Here is a 17,603-nt window from a genome sequence, read left to right as displayed (position 1 = left end):
AATAATCTTAAATATTCCTAAACTATTTGCGTTTTGATATTTCGTCCCTGAGCTTTGCGGCTTTTTCATAGTCTTCACTGGCAACGGCCTTGTCCAGCTCGGCGTACAATTCCTCTGTACTGAGTTCCTTGTAACCTTCGGTAGCGCCCGGATTTATTTCCACGGTTTCCCCTTCCTGAAGAATTTCATCTACCATTATACTGTCGTCAGATTCTTCCTTGTCCTTCTCTTTTGATGAAAATTTAAGGAATATACCTGCTTTGTCCAAGATGGTCTTGTAGGTAAAAATAGGTGCGTTGAACCTAAGGGCCAGGGCAATGGCATCACTGGTTCTGGCATCTATAATCTCTTCAATTTTATCGCGTTCGCAAATAATACTTGAATAGAAAACGCCATCGACCAATTTGTGGATGATGACCTGTTTGATGACGATATCGAAGCGATCGGCAAAATTTTTAAACAGATCATGCGTCAATGGTCTAGGAGGTTTAATTTCCTTCTCTAGGGCAATGGCTATGGATTGGGCTTCAAATGCTCCAATAACTATAGGTAGTTTACGATCACCATCAACTTCATTCAATATAAGGGCATATGCACCATTTTGCGTTTGGCTATAAGAAATCCCCTTTATTTTTAATCTAACTAAACTCATAGAAATTTTTAACTAAAAAAGGCTGTTCAAATTACTGGACGGGCCAAGTATATTTGAGCAGCCCTTTAAGGGGCACAATTTAACAAAAATTAAGCGTTTTGTGCCTTAAATTCCTTTAATTTTTCGATTAGCTTGGGAACAACTTCAAAAGCATCGCCAACTACACCATAGTCGGCTGCTTTGAAAAAGGGAGCTTCCGGGTCCGTATTTATGACTACTTTTACTTTAGAGGAGCTTACTCCTGCCAAATGTTGAATAGCGCCGGAAATGCCTATGGCAATGTATAGGTTGCTGGCTACTGGTTTTCCGGTTTGCCCAACATGCTCTCCATGAGGCCTCCATCCCAAATCGGATACAGGTTTGGAACAAGCTGTAGCCGCTCCCAATACCTCTGCCAATTCTTCTATCATTCCCCAGTTTTCGGGCCCTTTTAGCCCACGGCCACCAGATACCACAATATCGGCATCGGCAATAGTGGCTTTTCCAACAACCTTGTCTATTTCTATAGATTTGGTGGTAAAGGTATTGTCGCCAAGGCTGGGGTCAAAATTTTCCACTGCGGCGGTAGTTTTGTTTTCGGCAATCCCATAGGCGTTATTGGAAACGCCAATAATTTTAACATCGGAACTAATTTCGGTTATGGCAAACCCCTTGTTGCTAAAAACAGTTCTTTTTACCTTGAACGGGCTGGTACTTTCTGGGGCCGATACTACGTTGGGCACGTAACCGGCCTTTAATTGCGCCGTTAAAATGGGGGCCAAGAATTTAGTGTCCGCACTGGAGCTAAGCACAATGACTTTGGCAGATTCTTTTTCTGCCGCTTGCCCAATTACTTGAGCATATGCCTTGGCGTTAAAGGTGTTTAGTTGGTCATTGGAAACATTCAAAACCTTGGAAATTCCATAGTCGCCCAAGTCTCCAGCGCTATCTGCATTGATGGAAATTGCCGTAGCTGTGGTTCCCAGTTGCTTTGCTACCTCGTAAGCGTAGGAGGCAACTTCATGGGCATTCTTTTTAAATTTACCGTTTTCGGATTCTGTATATACTAAAACTGACATAGTGTTATATGTTTTTTAATAAGTGCCCTCGTCCAAAGCTCTTTGGTTATGGGCGCTGAAAATTATTTTCTTTTGGATTGATAATAAAAATGCAACCTAAGGCAAGAGGCTTCGTTAGATCACCTTCGCCTCATTGTGCAATAAATTGATCAATTCGTCAATATTATCCGCATCCACCAATGTTACCTGGCCTTTGGGTGCAGGTTTTTCAAACTTAACGTCGGATGTAACATTTTTGGATGTGGTGGGTTCCACTACATTTAATTTCTTTTGGCGTGCCATCATAATTCCTCTCATGTTCGGAATTCTTAGGTCGCTTTCTGCAACAAGGCCTTTTTGTCCCCCGATTACCAATGGTAATGTGGTTGCTAATTTTTCCTTTCCACCATCGATCTCTCTTGTAGCCGTGGCGTTATTGCCTTCAATTTCCAAACTTATACAGGTGTTGACAAAGTTCATGCCCAATAAGGTGGCCAAAATGCCAGGGACCATTCCACCATTATAATCAATGGATTCCCTTCCGGCAATAACAAGGTCGTATCCTCCGTTTTTAACAATCTCTGCCAACTGTTCGGCTACAAAAAAACCGTCTACAGGAAAGGCATTTACACGAATTGCTTCATCCGCACCAATAGCCAGCGCTTTTCTAATGGTTGGTTCCGTACTGGCCTCGCCAACAGTGGCAACGTGTACAGTGGCTCCTTGTTTTTCCTTGAACCACATGGCCCGTGTAAGGCCAAATTCATCATTTGGATTAATTACAAATTGCACCCCGTTGGTATCAAACTTGGTGTCACCGTCCGTAAAGTTTATTTTTGAAGTAGTGTCCGGGACATTACTTAGACATACTAAAATTTTCATATGTTAATATTTTGTTGACCATTGATTAAGAAATGGTGGCTAATATACTCAATAATTTTTTAAAATACTATGCATGCATAGTATTTTTTTGAGTTATTTTTAATTGTTTACTTCTTAGTTTTGATATATTATTTCCTACTTTTGCTAGCGCTTTAAGCATTTTAACATAAAGATTCCATTTTAAAGATGAAAACACTACAGTTTAGGGAGGCTATACAGGAGGCAATGTCCGAGGAGATGAGGAGGGACGAGTCCGTTTATTTAATGGGTGAAGAAGTTGCTGAATATAACGGGGCCTATAAGGCTTCCAAAGGAATGTTGGATGAATTTGGCCCGGAAAGGGTAATAGATACTCCTATATCCGAGCTAGGTTTTGCCGGTATTGGCGTGGGTTCTGCTATGATTGGTAATAGGCCCATAATTGAGTTTATGACGTTTAATTTTGCTTTGGTTGGGATAGATCAAATTATCAATAACGCGGCCAAGATCAGGCAAATGTCTGGAGGTCAGTTTAATTGTCCTATTGTTTTTCGTGGTCCTACAGCTTCTGCCGGTCAGTTGGCAGCGACCCATTCCCAAGCTTTTGAAAGTTGGTATGCCAACTGTCCTGGGCTAAAAGTAGTGGTTCCTTCAAATCCAAAAGATGCCAAGGGACTCTTGAAATCCGCTATACGCGATAATGACCCGGTTATCTTTATGGAGTCCGAACAAATGTATGGCGATAAAGGAGAGGTGCCGGAAGGAGATTTTACGATACCTTTGGGTGTTGCCGATATAAGGAGGGAAGGTACGGATGTCACCATTGTTTCCTTTGGTAAGATAATAAAGGAAGCGGACAAGGCGGCGGAAGAATTGGCCAAAGAAAATATTAGTGTAGAAATTATTGATTTACGAACGGTTAAGCCGTTGGATTATGAGGCGGTTTTAAAATCGGTCAAGAAAACCAACAGGTTGGTTATTTTGGAAGAAGCCTGGCCATTCGGCAATGTGGCCACTGAGGTTACCTATCACGTTCAGTCCAATGCATTCGATTATTTGGATGCTCCAATTGTAAAGATCAATACGGCTGATACCCCAGCACCATATTCCCCAGTGCTTTTGGAAGAATGGTTGCCTAACCATGAAGATGTGGTAAAGGCGGTTAAGAAAGTATTGTATAAATTATAATACCTAATTTAAAATGATGTTATGGCTTCGTTGGCTTATGGTCAACGGAGCTTTTATATTATAAATCTAATTAAAAGGGTAAGTATGGACTATTGGTTGCGTCTATACGTTCGGTTCCTTGCTATAATGGAGAGGTGCTTTTTTATTAGAAGTCTTTTTAAACAAGAAAATGACAAGAATCCTTTTAATCTTATTCTTATTTATTGCTCAATGCTCTGTTTCCCAGACCAAGGTTGGGGGTATTGTATTGGATGAGGCCGGTGAACCCGTTTCGTTTGCCAATGTCCTTTTCAAGGATTCCTCGGAAGGAACCATAACCAATGACAATGGTAGGTTTTATATGGAATCGGATAATACGTATTCAACCTTATTGGTGTCCTTTATTGGTTATGAAACTAAGGAAATAAACCTTACGGCTAAGGTTACCTATGATATGAATATTGTGCTTTCGGAGTCTAGCGAACAGTTGGATGAGGTAGTGGTTTATTTTGGTAAAACCGATAAAAAAAATAATCCGGCGATAGATATCCTCAAAAAAATATGGGCCAAAAAGCGTAAGAACGGGGTTCATATGTTTAAACAATATCAGTATGACAAGTATGAGAAAGTAGAGTTCGATCTCAATACCATAGATAGTGCCCTCATGAAGAGTAGGGTTTTTAAGGGGTTGGAATTTGTTTTTAACGATTTGGATACCTCAAGAATAACTGGCAAGACCTATCTGCCCATTTTTTTGAACGAAACGTTTTCCAAGGTCTATGGGAATAATGAGACTGCCGTAGTAAAGGAAGATGTTCTGGGGAGCAAGAATTCTGGCTTTAGTAATAATCAGGCTATAATTGCCTTTATAGCCGATCTGTATTCGGATTATGATATTTACGATAATTATTTGAAATTTTTCGATAAGAGTTTTACCAGTCCATTGTCCAGGACAGGGGTGGATACCTACAATTATGTTTTGGCGGATAGTGCCTTTATAGATAATAAATGGTGTTACAATATTATTTTTTATCCGAGACGAAAGAATGAACTTACGTTTAAAGGGGATTTTTGGGTGAACGATTCCACCTTTGCTGTGAAGAATATAAATTTGGCCGTTACCAAGAGTGCCAATATCAATTGGGTTAAGGAGATATATATAGAACAGGAGTTCGATGTGGTCAACGATTCGGTTTTTCTTTTGACCAGGGATTATATGTTATCCGATTTTAGCTTCAACAAAAAAGAAAATTCAAGAGGTGTGTATGGTAAAAGGACCACGGTCTACGGGGATTATAAATTTGATCAGCCAAAACCCAATGAATTTTATAGAGCCAAGACCGATCCATTTGATCCATTGGTCTTGAATAAGGAAGACGAGTTTTGGGAAGCCAATAGGTTGGAGTCTTTAAATGACGATGAAAAAGGGATTTATAAATTGTTGGATACCTTAAAGACAGTACCCAAATTTAAAAGTTATTATAACCTAGTAAGTATACTGGGATCCGGGTATGTGGAAATAGACAAGTGGAATTTGGATCTAGGGGATGTCTATAGTATTTTTGGTTATAATGAAGCTGAGGGAGTGCGGCTAAGGGCCGGGGCCAGGACTTATTTTGGGCAAAACGACCCTTGGCGTTTACAGGCTTATCTGGCATATGGGTTTGGAGATGATAAATTTAAATATGGAATTTCCGGAAAATGGTTGGTGGACAAGAAATCCAGGTTTATAGTCTCGGGTGGAAAAAGAAGGGATATAGAACAACTGGGGATTAGTTTAACGGCCACTACCGATGTCTTGGGAAGAAGTATCGCCTCCTCTTCCGTATTTACTGTGGGTTCCAATGACCGACTTACCAATATAGATCTTAGTACATTTAATCTGGAGTTGGAACCGGTTACCAACTTTAGGATAGGTGTAGGCGGGTCCTACAGGTCACTTAGTTCCGCCTTGCCCAATGCTTTTAGCCTGGATTATATAGACCCCACGTCGCCCACGGGGATATCATCGGAAATTGATCAATTTGATCTTACGACTATACTTATCTATACTCCAGGAAAGAAAACCATTGGAAACGGAGTGGAAAGACGTGATGTAAACGATAACTATAGTACCTTATTTTTGTCCTATACCAATGGGGTCAAGAATTTCTTGGATAGTGATTTCGATTATAAAAAGATTCAGTTCAGTTATACGCAACCTTGGCAGGTAGGTGGACTTGGGAGGTTACTGAGTACTGTGGAAATAGGGAAGACCTACGGAGAGGTTCCGTTGGGGTTGCTTAATGCCATTCCTGGAAATCAAACTTTTTTCTCTGTGTACAATACGTTCTCCAATCTGGATTTTTATGAATTTGTGACCGATACCTATGTCTCGGCACATTTGGAGCACAATTTTAATGGAAGATTTTTTTCTAGGATTCCCTTTATGAGGAAATGGAACCTGAGGGAGATAGTTGGACTTCGGGGAGTTTGGGGAGAACTTTCGGATGAAAACCGAGCCTTGAGCGCCCCGGCAAATATCCCCTTAATGGCCCCGAATAATAAGATATATTGGGAGTATTCAGTAGGAGTTGGAAATATTTTAAAGATATTGAGGATAGATTTTAACTTTAGGGGGAATTATTTGGAAAACCCAGGAGCTAGGTCTTTTGGTGTAACCGGTTCATTCGGATTTCACTTCTGATATACTTTTTTGACCGTTACCTGGTATTAAATTGTTATTTTAGAAAATTATAAGATTAAACATAACCATATGAGCAGTGAAGATATTACATCGTTCGATGTATTGATTGAAATACCCAAGGGTAGTAGAAACAAATATGAATACGATTTTGCCTTAAAGAAGATAAGGTATGATAGGATGATTTTTTCATCCATGATGTACCCGGCCGATTATGGCTTTGTCCCAGAAACCTTGGCATTGGATGGAGATCCATTGGATGTTCTTGTTTTGGTGACCGAAGCGACATTTCCTGGTTGTGTTATGGAGGTAAAACCCATAGGCGTATTTCATATGACCGACGAAAAAGGACCGGATGAAAAGGTAATCTGCGTACCTGTATCAGATCCAGTCTGGAATAAAATCAATGATCTTAGTGAATTAAATCCTCATTTAATTAAGGAAATAGAACATTTCTTTAAAGTCTACAAGGATCTTGAAAAGAAAAAAGTTGATGTTGGCGGCTGGGGGGAGCAAAAGGAAGCTAAGGAAATTGTTGCAAAATGTATACAGCGGTTTAAGGATAGCGACGTTCCAAAACAGGATGTAAGTATAAAGTATTAAGCCTTAATTTTTTAAAAAGTTAAAAAGCAATATTTCTGAAGTAATATTGCTTTTTTTATTCTACCATATTTTACTACTTTTGCCCCTCAAAATATATAACAAATAATCAAACAAATGGAATCAATAATTATTTACTTGCCAGTAATTATGGCATTGGTAGGTCTTGCTTTTATGGCGGTAAAAAGGTCTTGGGTGTTAAAACAAAATGCCGGGGACGGGAAAATGAAAGAAATTTCAGATTATATTTACGAAGGGGCCTTGGCTTTTTTAAAAGCAGAGTATAAATTATTGACATTTTTCGTTATAGGGGCCAGTGTTGCATTGGCTGCAATTTCTTTTATAGTCCCAACTACCCACATTCTTATCGTGGTAGCTTTTATTTTTGGTGCGTTCTTTTCTGCATTGGCGGGTAATATGGGAATGAAGATTGCCACCAAAACAAATGTTAGGACCACTCAAGCTGCCCGTACCAGTCTACCTCAGGCCTTGAAAGTGTCTTTTGGTGGCGGTACCGTAATGGGGCTTGGTGTTGCAGGTTTGGCCGTATTGGGTCTAACCACGGCTTTTATATTGTTATTTCAGTTCTTTATGAATGGTGCTTGGACATCTACCGAAGACATGACCATTGTTCTTGAGACATTGGCAGGTTTTTCCCTAGGTGCAGAATCTATTGCCTTATTCGCAAGAGTTGGTGGGGGTATTTACACCAAGGCGGCAGATGTTGGAGCGGATTTGGTAGGAAAGGTAGAGGCCGGTATTCCTGAAGATGATCCCCGAAATCCGGCTACAATTGCTGATAACGTAGGGGATAATGTTGGCGATGTTGCAGGTATGGGGGCCGATTTATTTGGTTCTTATGTGGCTACCGTATTGGCGGCCATGGTCCTTGGGAATTATGTTATTAAGGATATGGGCGGTGCCATTCAGGATGGTTTTAGCGGTATAGGACCAATTTTATTGCCTATGGCAATTGCCGGCTTTGGAATTATATTTTCCATAGTAGGTACTATGTTGGTGAAAATTAAAAATAACGAGGCTAAGGAAAAGGAAGTACAAGGTGCTTTGAACGTAGGAAACTGGGTTTCTATTGTATTGACCCTGATTGCCTGTTTTGTTTTGGTAAAATATATGTTGCCAGAAACCATGCAAATGGAGTTTTTTGGTGAAGGTTTAAAGGATATTTCGTCTATAAGGGTGTTTTATGCTACTGTTATTGGTTTGGTTGTTGGCGGGGTTATCTCTTCCGTGACGGAATATTATACAGGTTTGGGAACAAAGCCGGTTATGGCCATTGTTCAAAAATCAAGTACTGGTGCCGGGACCAATGTAATTGCCGGTTTGGCAACGGGGATGATTTCTACATTTCCAACGGTACTCATATTTGCTGCGGCAATTTGGTCTTCTTACGCTTTTGCTGGTTTTTACGGGGTGGCATTGGCTGCTTCTGCAATGATGGCAACCACAGCCATGCAGTTGGCGATAGACGCGTTTGGACCTATTTCTGATAACGCAGGAGGTATCGCGGAGATGAGTGAGCAGGATCCTATTGTTAGGGAGAGAACGGATATTTTGGACTCTGTAGGGAATACCACGGCGGCTACTGGAAAAGGATTTGCCATTGCTTCCGCTGCGTTGACTTCCTTGGCATTATTTGCCGCATATGTAACTTTTACGGGAATCGACGGAATTAATATTTTTAAGGCCCCAGTATTGGCCATGCTATTTGTAGGTGGTATGATTCCGGTTGTATTTTCTGCCTTGGCCATGAATTCGGTGGGTAAAGCGGCTATGGATATGGTTTATGAGGTGAGAAGACAGTTTAAGGAAATTCCCGGAATAATGGAAGGTACAGGGAAACCTGATTATGCCAAGTGTGTGGATATATCTACCAAGGCCGCACTACGTGAAATGATGTTGCCGGGGATATTGACCATTGGTTTTCCTATTGCCATAGTGCTTTTGGGTAAATTGGTTTATGGAAGCGATAACCAAGTGATTGCTGAAATGTTGGGAGGTTATATGGCCGGAGTTACAGTTTCTGGAGTGCTTTGGGCCATATTTCAAAACAATGCCGGTGGTGCTTGGGATAATGCCAAGAAATCATTTGAGGCAGGTGTTGAAATTAATGGTGAAATGACCTACAAGGGGTCGGATGCCCATAAAGCGGCAGTAACTGGGGATACCGTAGGAGATCCATTTAAGGATACTTCAGGGCCTTCTATGAATATTCTTATAAAACTTACTTGTTTAATTGGATTGGTAATCGCCCCAATATTGGGGGGACATGTGGAATCCGGGGTTGCGGAGCAAGAGGTGCAGATTGAAATGAATGTGGAATCGGCCGATTTAGCTCAGGCTGTAATAACTTACACAACTACTGTGAACGGTGAAACCACCACGGAGGAGAAAACTTTCAATGGAACCCAGGCGGAAGTAAAAGCCCAATTGGAAGCATTTGAAAAGACTACCCAGGCATCGGATGAAAATGATAAAAAAGTAGTTATTGAGAAAATAGATGTTATAAAGTAAGTTGTAAAACTTATTTTTTGGAATTGTCTTGAAAACCCCGTTTAAACGGGGTTTTTTGCTTTTAAGGTGTTAATACCTAAGGGTTGTGGATTATCACGATTCAGCTATATCGGGCATTGCTTTTGGATTGGGCTTTTAGGTAGGTCTTCAAGGTGAAAAAAATAATAGTGAACTAGCGGGGATGAGGACCCTTACCCTAAAGGCAATATTAGGGGTTATGGCATGTATTTGGTAGCCAAACGGTTGGTAAAGTGGATTGCGCTTGCCTTTGGAATAGCAATAATTGTAGGCGTGTTTTAATACGGCTATGGCCTGCTTCCTGCTGTTTCTTGATCAAGTGTGTTTTGAAAACCTTTAATCAAAGCTTTTTAGTGGCATAAGATAAGCGCTATTGCAAGTATCTTCTACAAGTTTAATTAGCCTCGTGGTTCAAAAAAGGCCATTGATCTCGGCGTCAATTTTATTGATGACCAAGCCCAAATCTTCCGCTTCGTCCACGAAATTCAATTTGTCAACATCAATGACCAAAAGATTGCCTTTTTCATAGCTTTGCGCCCAGGCTTCATAGCGTTCGTTCAATCGGCTAAGGTAGTCGATGGAAATGCTGTTTTCGTATTCACGTCCCCGCTTGTGAATTTGATTTACCAAATTTGGGATGGAACTTCTTAAATAGATCAATAAATCTGGTGGTTGTACCAAAGACTCCATTAATTCGAACAAACTGGTGTAATTGCTAAAATCCCTGTTGGTCATTAAACCCATGGCATGAAGGTTTGGGGCAAAAATATGGGCATCTTCGTATATGGTCCTGTCCTGTATGGTGTCCTTGCCGCCCTTTCTTATCTGTAAAATTTGTCTGTACCTATTATTTAAAAAGTAAATCTGGAGATTAAAGCTCCATCTTTCCATCTGATTGTAAAAGTCATCCAGATAGGGATTGTCTACCACATCTTCAAATTGGGCCTCCCATTGGTAGTGTTTGGATAGTAATCTTGTCAAGGTTGTTTTGCCAGCCCCAATATTTCCTGCAACGGCGATATGCATAGGTTTGTAATTATGGTTAGTGTTTTTTGCGCAAATAATAAAGAGGTACAATATACAAGATATCGGGTGCATGGTAAAATCTTTGTAAGAATATCCGATAAAAAACTTATGGAACTGGATAATTGTATTTTTTATCGATTTCGGATTAAACTAAATCAAATTGTTGTAGTCTTAAGCTTAGTATAAAATGTATAATTATGAAAATTTTTTGTTTGTTCTCCTTGATGCTAATGGCATCCCATTTCGGAATTTATGCCCAGGATTTTCAGGGCGAGGCCACATATTTCAGTAAAACCACTGTTAATATGGATTTTGGGGGAAGGCAGATCCCAGAGGATAGAAAAAAGGAGATACTGCAAAGAATGAAGGAAGCCAATGAGCGGACTTATATTTTAACCTTTGACAAATCCACCTCTATATACAAGGAGGAGGAGAGATTGGAACAGCCTGGCAACGACAGGGGGGGCAGGCGATTTGGTATGATGGGCGGAGCCGGTGGGGATTATTATAAGGATATAAAGGAAGGTAGGTATTTGGTTAAAAATGAACTTTTCGGTAAGATTTTTCTGGTAGATGATTCATTGCCAAAATTGGAATGGAAACTGGGAGGGGAGTCAAAGCAGATAGGTAATTATACTGTCTTTAAGGCCACAGCAACAAAAACGATTAAAAGACCCAATATGCGGGCAATTTTTCGCAGGGGAGGGGAGAACGAAGAAAAAAGGGAAGAGGAATTTACTGAAAAGGATATTGAGATTACCGCTTGGTATGCTCCGGATGTTCCTGTAAATCAAGGTCCAGGGGAATATTGGGGGCTTCCTGGTCTCATTTTGGAAGTTGCAGACGATGTTACGGTTATTCTGTGTACCAAACTAGTGCTCAACCCAACAGAGAAGAAAGAGATAAAGGCACCAAATAAGGGCAAAACGGTTACTCAAGAGGAATATGATAAAATATCCAAAGAAAAGATGGCCGAGATGAGGGAGAATTTTCGTGGTGGCGGAGGTAATAGAGGTGGCGGAGGTGGCAGGCCATAGTTTTTACTTTTTTTAGTCATAAACCATAGTTTAGGTGTTTTAATTTTTTATAGATGTACAATAAGAATGTTTATTCCGTACTAGTAGCTATTTTTGCTTTTACTACAGCTTTTGGTCAGGAAATTACCCTAACGGGAACAGTAAAGGATTCTACAGGAGTAGGAGTTGATATGGCGAATGTCATTGCCATAAATACAGAAACCAAGGCGTTGGAATCATATGGTATAACAAACCATAGTGGACTCTATAAATTAAATTTAAAAGCGGGGGCAAATTTTAATGTTCGCGTTAGCTATTTGGGTTTTAAAACGGAAGAATTTTCTTTTACGGCACCTACCAATGATGTTAACAAAGACATTGTTCTTTATGAGCAAACCAATCAATTGGACGAGGTGGAGGTTACCTACGAGATGCCCATTTCGGTTAAGGGCGACACCATAGTGTATAATACGGATTCTTTTGTTACGGGTACGGAAAAGAAGCTTAAGGATGTGCTGGCCAACCTACCTGGGGTAGAAATAAATGATGATGGGCAGATAGAGGTAGAGGGGAAACAAGTGACCAAAGTAATGGTAGAGGGCAAGGATTTCTTTGACGGGGATTCCAAGCTGGCGGCAGAAAATATTCCGGCCAATGCCTTGGATAAAATAGAGGTGCTGAGGAATTTTAATGAGGTAACCCAAATGAAGGGGCTAACCAATGACACGGACAATGTGGCACTTAATATTAAGCTAAAGGAAGGGAAGAAGAGATTTTGGTTCGGAGAAGTAACGGCCGGCTTTGGTACCAATGATAGTTATTTAGCCCATCCAAAACTATTTTACTACAGTCCGGATTACAGTATAAATATTATTACCGATCTTAATAATATTGGTGAAGCCCCTTTTAACAGAAGGGATTACCAGAATTTTACCGGTGGGTTCAGAAATCTTGGCAGTTCAAGTGGAAGTTCCATAAATATTGGGGGTGATGGCCTGGGATTATCAAGTCTACAGAACAATAGGGCAAAAAACATTGATACTAAGTTTGCTGCTGTGAATTTTAGTTATTCCCCCAAGGAAAATTGGGATTTGAGCGGATTTGGTATTTATTCCTATACCGGCACCTTAATGGAAAACCAAACGAGAAGGGTTTACATCTCCTCCAACGAAACGGAGGATGCCACTACCTCTACAGATCAAACCGCTCATTTGGGATTGGCAAAATTTAGTTCCATGTACAAGCCTAATGACAGGTTTCAATTTGATTACGACATACTCTTGAAACAGTCTGATGATGATGAAATTGAGAATGTTATTTCAGTTTCCACGATTACCGATGAAATTACGGAAACCAAGAAGCAAAAGCCTATTTCCGTAAATCAAAATGCCAATATCTATTATACCACTCTAAATTCAAAGAATATTTTTGCATTTGAAGCCCAGCATATTTATCAGGATGAGGATCCATTTTACAATGCTATTAGGGATAATTTTGCCTTTATTGATATTTTTCCGGTAGATGAAGATCAGAGTATCTATAACCTTAATCAGGGAAAAAATACCATAACCAATAAAGTGGATGCAAAATTGGATTATTATTGGGTAACCGGCCAAAAGAGTAATTTAAATTTTACCCTGGGCACTACACAGAGTCATCAGAATTTTAATTCCGGCATTTTTCAAATATTGGACGGAGGGGCACCATTGGTATTTACAGACAGCGAGTTCAATAACGATGTAACTTATACTGTTTCAGATTTGTATTTGGGTTTTCATTATAAGGTAATAGCAGGGATATTTACCTTTAATCCAGGTGTTACCTTACATCAATATAGTACTAAAAATGAACAGCTGGGAACTACCGTTGAGGATAATTTAACCGCTTTGTTGCCGGATTTGTATATAAATGCACAACTTAAAAAATCAGAAAATATTCGATTTAATTATAGGGTATCAAGATCATTTACGGATGTAAATAGCTTCGCAGAGGCCTATGTGCTCAATAACTACAACTCCGTCTATTCTGGTAACAGGGATTTGGAGAGTGCTTTGAACCATAACCTGTCATTGAACTTCTTCAGTTTTAATATGTTTAATTTCACCAATATTTTTGGGAATGTTACCTATACCAAACGAATAGACGCGCTTAAAAGTTTTTCGGAAATCATTGGGATAAACAGGATTGGTACTACCATAAATTCAAATTTGGAAGACGAATCCTTAAGTGCCAATGGTAGGTATCAACGGACTTTTGGTAAAATAAAAGCTTCCGTAGGGGCAAATGTTTCCTGGTCTGCCACCAATAATATTATTGATTTGGAGCCCAGAAAATCAGAATCCTTTACCCAGAACTATACTTCTTCCCTGGCAACCAATTTTAGAAATGCCCCAAACCTAGAGCTAGGTTATAGGTATGCTATAAATAATTATGATAATGGAGGGAGGACTACTACCTTTTATACGAACCAGCCCTACGCCAAGTTGGATGCCAACTTTCTAAAAAGCTTCATTTTTACATTGGATTATGATTACTATAAGTATATGGATAAAGATAATACCATTGATAATACTTATAGTTTTTTGGAAGGAAACCTCAGTTACCAGAAAAAGGACAGTCCGTGGGAATTTGGGATTAAGGGTACCAACCTGCTTGATACGGATACCTTGAATAGAGATAGCACCAACGAATTATTTTTTACGACCTCTGCTTATTTCATTCAACCCAGGTATATCCTGTTTACGGTAAAATACGATTTGTAGATTTTTAGGGTCAATATTAAATTTGTTGTTAAACATTTTTAGTTACGTCAAGAATTCTTGTACTTTTGTACGCGAAAAAATATCGAGGAAGGATTTGACTGATTGCAACCTCATGTGCTGAATTAGTTTCGGCATAAATAAATGCTAAAGCAGTTTACGTTGTTCTGTTCCATGGGAACTGTAACATCCACTCTTCTCTAGTATGCTTGGTCAAATTCCTATTAATTTTTATTTAGAAAGGATTTATGGCATATTTATTTACTTCGGAATCGGTTAGTGAAGGACATCCAGATAAAATAGCAGATCAGATTAGTGATGCGTTATTGGATCATTTTTTGGCTTTTGACTCGGAAAGTAAGGTGGCTTGCGAAACCTTGGTGACCACTGGTCAGGTCGTGTTGGCAGGGGAAGTTAAAAGCCATACCTATCTTGATGTGCAACAAATAGCGAGGGATGTTATCAATAAAATTGGGTATACCAATGGTGATTATAAGTTTAGTGGAGATTCCTGTGGTGTTATTTCATTGATTCATGAGCAGTCCAAAGAGATTAACCAAGGGGTAGATCGTGGAGCAAAAGAAGATCAGGGGGCAGGCGATCAAGGTATGATGTTCGGTTATGCCACCAAGGAAACGGAAAACTACATGCCTTTGGCCTTGGATATTTCCCATAAAATATTGCAGGTTTTGGCAGATTTGAGGAGGGTAGGAGATGCAATTTCTTATCTAAGACCAGATGCCAAGGCGCAAGTAACTATAGAGTATTCCGACGATAATGTTCCCCAACGTATAGATACTATTGTTGTTTCTACGCAGCATGATGAATTTGATAAGGATGACGAGGTGATGTTGGCCAAAATTAAGAAGGATATTATTTCAATTCTTATACCAAGGGTTAAGGAACAATTGCCAGTGGCAATACAGAAGCTTTTTAATGATACTATTAAATACCATATTAACCCAACAGGGAAATTTGTAATTGGGGGACCCCACGGCGATACCGGTTTAACCGGAAGAAAGATTATCGTGGATACTTATGGTGGCAAGGGAGCCCATGGTGGTGGTGCTTTTAGTGGCAAAGACCCTAGTAAAGTAGACCGAAGTGCTGCCTATGCCGCACGGCATGCAGCCAAAAATCTTGTCGCTGCCGGGGTAGCCGATGAAATTTTGGTTCAGGTTAGTTACGCTATAGGTGTTGTGGAGCCTACTTCTATTTTTGTGGATACCTATGGTTCCGCTAAAGTAGCTTTGAGTGATGGCGAGATTGCCAAGAAAGTATCCGAATTGTTCGATATGCGTCCTTTTTCCATAGAAGACAGATTAAAACTTAGGAATCCCATTTATTTGGAAACTGCGGCTTATGGACATATGGGTAAAGAACCTAAAAAAATAACCAAGATTTTTGAATCGCCTTACAACGGACGGGTAGAAAAGGAAGTGGAATTATTTACTTGGGAGAAATTGGATGCCGTTGATATGGTAAAAGAAGCCTTCGGTTTATAATTTTATTGAAAAGATTAGGAAAATAGAATTTTCCATACCTATATTTGCAAACCTAAAGTTCAAACACTTATTGAATTGTTATCAAGAAAGGTGGAGGGAATAGACCCTTTGAAGCCTTAGCAACCCTTTGATCAATTATTAAAGAAGGTGCTAAATTCTACCTAAATACTGGGCCAAATTATTAAGGCTTGTTTTACAGTATCCATGGCAGATAACACTAACGGTTACTTCTGTAACGGATTTTCTTTTTAACTTTTTGATTTTATAATATTGCATTGTCCGCATTATTTGTTTTGGCTTTTTATTTTATCTATTTTAATAATATAAAAAAACAAGAAATCATGAGTACTCAAAAATTTTCAACAAACGCTTTGCATGCCGGACATGACACAAAATTAACAGCTGGCACCAGAGCGGTACCTATTTATCAGAATACCGCCTATGTATTTAATAATACGGACCATGCGGCCAATCTTTTTAATTTATCGGAACCTGGCTTTATTTACACTAGGCTGAACAATCCTACCAATGACATTTTGGAGCAGCGTTTGGCAGCCTTGGAAGGTGGTATTGCCAGTGTGGTTACCGCATCCGGGACCGCAGCCATTTCTACCGCCTTATTGGTTTTACTTAAAACGGGCGATCATATTGTGGCTTCCAGTAGCCTTTATGGCGGCACCTATAATTTGTTGGCGGTGACTTTGCCAAGATTAGGGATAACCACCACCTTTGTTGAACCAGGGGACGAGGAGAATTTTGCCAATGCCATACAGGACAATACAAGAGCCATTTTCGTGGAATCCCTTGGGAATCCGAAATTGGACGTACTGGATTTGAAGGCAATATCCGAGGTGGCCAAAAAAGCAAAAATACCCTTTATTGTAGATAATACGGTTGCTACAAGTGCTTTGATAAAACCTATTGAGCATGGGGCAAACATCGTAATACATTCACTTACAAAATATATCAATGGCAATGGTACGGCCATGGGGGGAGTCATAATTGATGCCGGAACTTTTGATTGGAGCAGTGGAAAATTCCCTGAATTTACCGAACCATCTCCAGGTTACCACGGTTTGGTATATCACGATGTTTTGGGAGCGGCAGCATTTATTGCAAAAGTAAGGATCGAAGGTTTAAGGGACCTAGGCGCTGCCTTGAGTCCGTTTAATGCCTTTCAAATTATTCAAGGTTTGGAAACCTTGGAACTTCGTATAAGGAAACATAGCGAAAATGCCTTGGAATTGGCCAAATGGTTGGAGGGTAGAAAGGAAGTGGCATGGGTAAATTATCCTGGTCTTTCATCCAGTCCCTATTATGCCTTGGCCAAGAAATACCTTCCAAAAGGACAAAGTGGAATAGTGACCTTTGGGGTTAAAGGCGGATACGAATCGGCGAAAAAGGTGGTTGATGAAACCAAGCTATTTTCCTTGTTGGCAAATATTGGGGATACCAAGTCCTTGATTATTCACCCGGCGAGCACAACGCACCAACAATTGGATGATGAAGCCCAGCAAACTACCGGCGTAACAAAAGATCTTATACGTCTATGTGTAGGGTTGGAGGATATTGAAGATATAAAAGCGGATTTGGTGCAGGCATTTTCAGTCATTGATAAATCTGTTTTGGCATAATAAATATTTAATATCCTTTTGTAGGCATTGGTAAAGTGATACGGGAGTGCAGCCATTAATATATTAAATATTTTCGCACTCCCTTGTCATTTTATAATTTATGACAATGTGCT

Annotated in this window: 12 protein-coding genes and 1 riboswitch; of the genes, 8 read left to right on the top strand and 4 right to left on the bottom strand. The window is 39.8% G+C overall.

Going from position 1 to position 17,603, the window contains the following annotated elements; genetic code table 11:
* Window positions 1-22: 22 nt before the first annotated feature.
* The 3 genes from B9Y87_RS13715 to B9Y87_RS13705 form a co-directional block, all read right to left on the bottom strand.
* A complete protein-coding gene (locus B9Y87_RS13715) occupies window positions 23-652 on the bottom strand; it encodes a bifunctional nuclease family protein (protein ID WP_085499530.1) in 630 nt (209 codons plus the stop codon).
* 89 nt (window positions 653-741) lie between these two features.
* Window positions 742-1,710, bottom strand: a complete 969-nt coding sequence (locus B9Y87_RS13710; RefSeq protein WP_085499529.1) for an electron transfer flavoprotein subunit alpha/FixB family protein — start codon at window positions 1,708-1,710, stop codon at window positions 742-744.
* Between the two features lie 114 nt (window positions 1,711-1,824).
* Window positions 1,825-2,571, bottom strand: a complete 747-nt coding sequence (locus tag B9Y87_RS13705) for an electron transfer flavoprotein subunit beta/FixA family protein (protein WP_085499528.1) — start codon at window positions 2,569-2,571, stop codon at window positions 1,825-1,827.
* Window positions 2,572-2,757: 186 nt separating this feature from the next.
* Here B9Y87_RS13705 and B9Y87_RS13700 point away from each other — a divergent pair, with 186 nt between their 5' ends.
* The 4 genes from B9Y87_RS13700 to B9Y87_RS13685 all read left to right on the top strand — a co-directional run bounded on the left by B9Y87_RS13700 (window position 2,758) and on the right by B9Y87_RS13685 (window position 9,532).
* Window positions 2,758-3,738 (top strand): pyruvate dehydrogenase complex E1 component subunit beta, encoded by a 981-nt coding sequence (locus B9Y87_RS13700; RefSeq protein ID WP_085499527.1) that lies wholly within the window; start codon window positions 2,758-2,760, stop codon window positions 3,736-3,738.
* A 169-nt stretch (window positions 3,739-3,907) separates the two neighbouring features.
* Window positions 3,908-6,403 (top strand): DUF5686 family protein, encoded by a 2,496-nt coding sequence (locus B9Y87_RS13695; protein WP_085499526.1) that lies wholly within the window; start codon window positions 3,908-3,910, stop codon window positions 6,401-6,403.
* Between the two features lie 69 nt (window positions 6,404-6,472).
* On the top strand, window positions 6,473-7,003 hold the full coding sequence (locus B9Y87_RS13690) for an inorganic diphosphatase (protein WP_085499525.1): 531 nt from the start codon (window positions 6,473-6,475) through the stop codon (window positions 7,001-7,003).
* Window positions 7,004-7,117: 114 nt separating this feature from the next.
* Complete coding sequence (locus B9Y87_RS13685) at window positions 7,118-9,532, top strand: sodium-translocating pyrophosphatase (protein ID WP_085499524.1); 2,415 nt, start codon at window positions 7,118-7,120, stop codon at window positions 9,530-9,532.
* 429 nt (window positions 9,533-9,961) lie between these two features.
* Here B9Y87_RS13685 and B9Y87_RS13680 read toward each other — a convergent pair whose 3' ends face one another.
* Window positions 9,962-10,576 (bottom strand): deoxynucleoside kinase, encoded by a 615-nt coding sequence (locus B9Y87_RS13680; protein ID WP_085499523.1) that lies wholly within the window; start codon window positions 10,574-10,576, stop codon window positions 9,962-9,964.
* A 197-nt stretch (window positions 10,577-10,773) separates the two neighbouring features.
* Here B9Y87_RS13680 and B9Y87_RS13670 point away from each other — a divergent pair, with 197 nt between their 5' ends.
* From B9Y87_RS13670 to B9Y87_RS13655, 4 genes are all read left to right on the top strand, one after another.
* On the top strand, window positions 10,774-11,613 hold the full coding sequence (locus tag B9Y87_RS13670; protein WP_085499521.1) for a GLPGLI family protein: 840 nt from the start codon (window positions 10,774-10,776) through the stop codon (window positions 11,611-11,613).
* 53 nt (window positions 11,614-11,666) lie between these two features.
* Window positions 11,667-14,354: a carboxypeptidase regulatory-like domain-containing protein gene (locus tag B9Y87_RS13665; protein WP_085499520.1), complete on the top strand. Its 2,688-nt coding sequence runs from the start codon at window positions 11,667-11,669 to the stop codon at window positions 14,352-14,354.
* A gap of 245 nt (window positions 14,355-14,599) precedes the next feature.
* A complete protein-coding gene (metK, locus tag B9Y87_RS13660; protein ID WP_085499519.1) occupies window positions 14,600-15,856 on the top strand; it encodes a methionine adenosyltransferase in 1,257 nt (418 codons plus the stop codon).
* A gap of 75 nt (window positions 15,857-15,931) precedes the next feature.
* Window positions 15,932-16,040: riboswitch (SAM riboswitch) on the top strand.
* Window positions 16,041-16,197: 157 nt separating this feature from the next.
* Entirely contained in the window at window positions 16,198-17,490 is a 1,293-nt protein-coding gene (locus B9Y87_RS13655) for an O-acetylhomoserine aminocarboxypropyltransferase/cysteine synthase family protein (RefSeq protein WP_085499620.1), read from the top strand.
* The last annotated feature ends 113 nt before the right edge of the window (window positions 17,491-17,603 follow it).

The organism is Arenibacter troitsensis, assembly GCF_900177645.1.
Lineage (GTDB): Bacteria > Bacteroidota > Bacteroidia > Flavobacteriales > Flavobacteriaceae > Arenibacter > Arenibacter troitsensis.
Note: the sequence above shows the minus strand (reverse complement) of the source record. Positions and strands in the feature narration are given on the sequence as shown.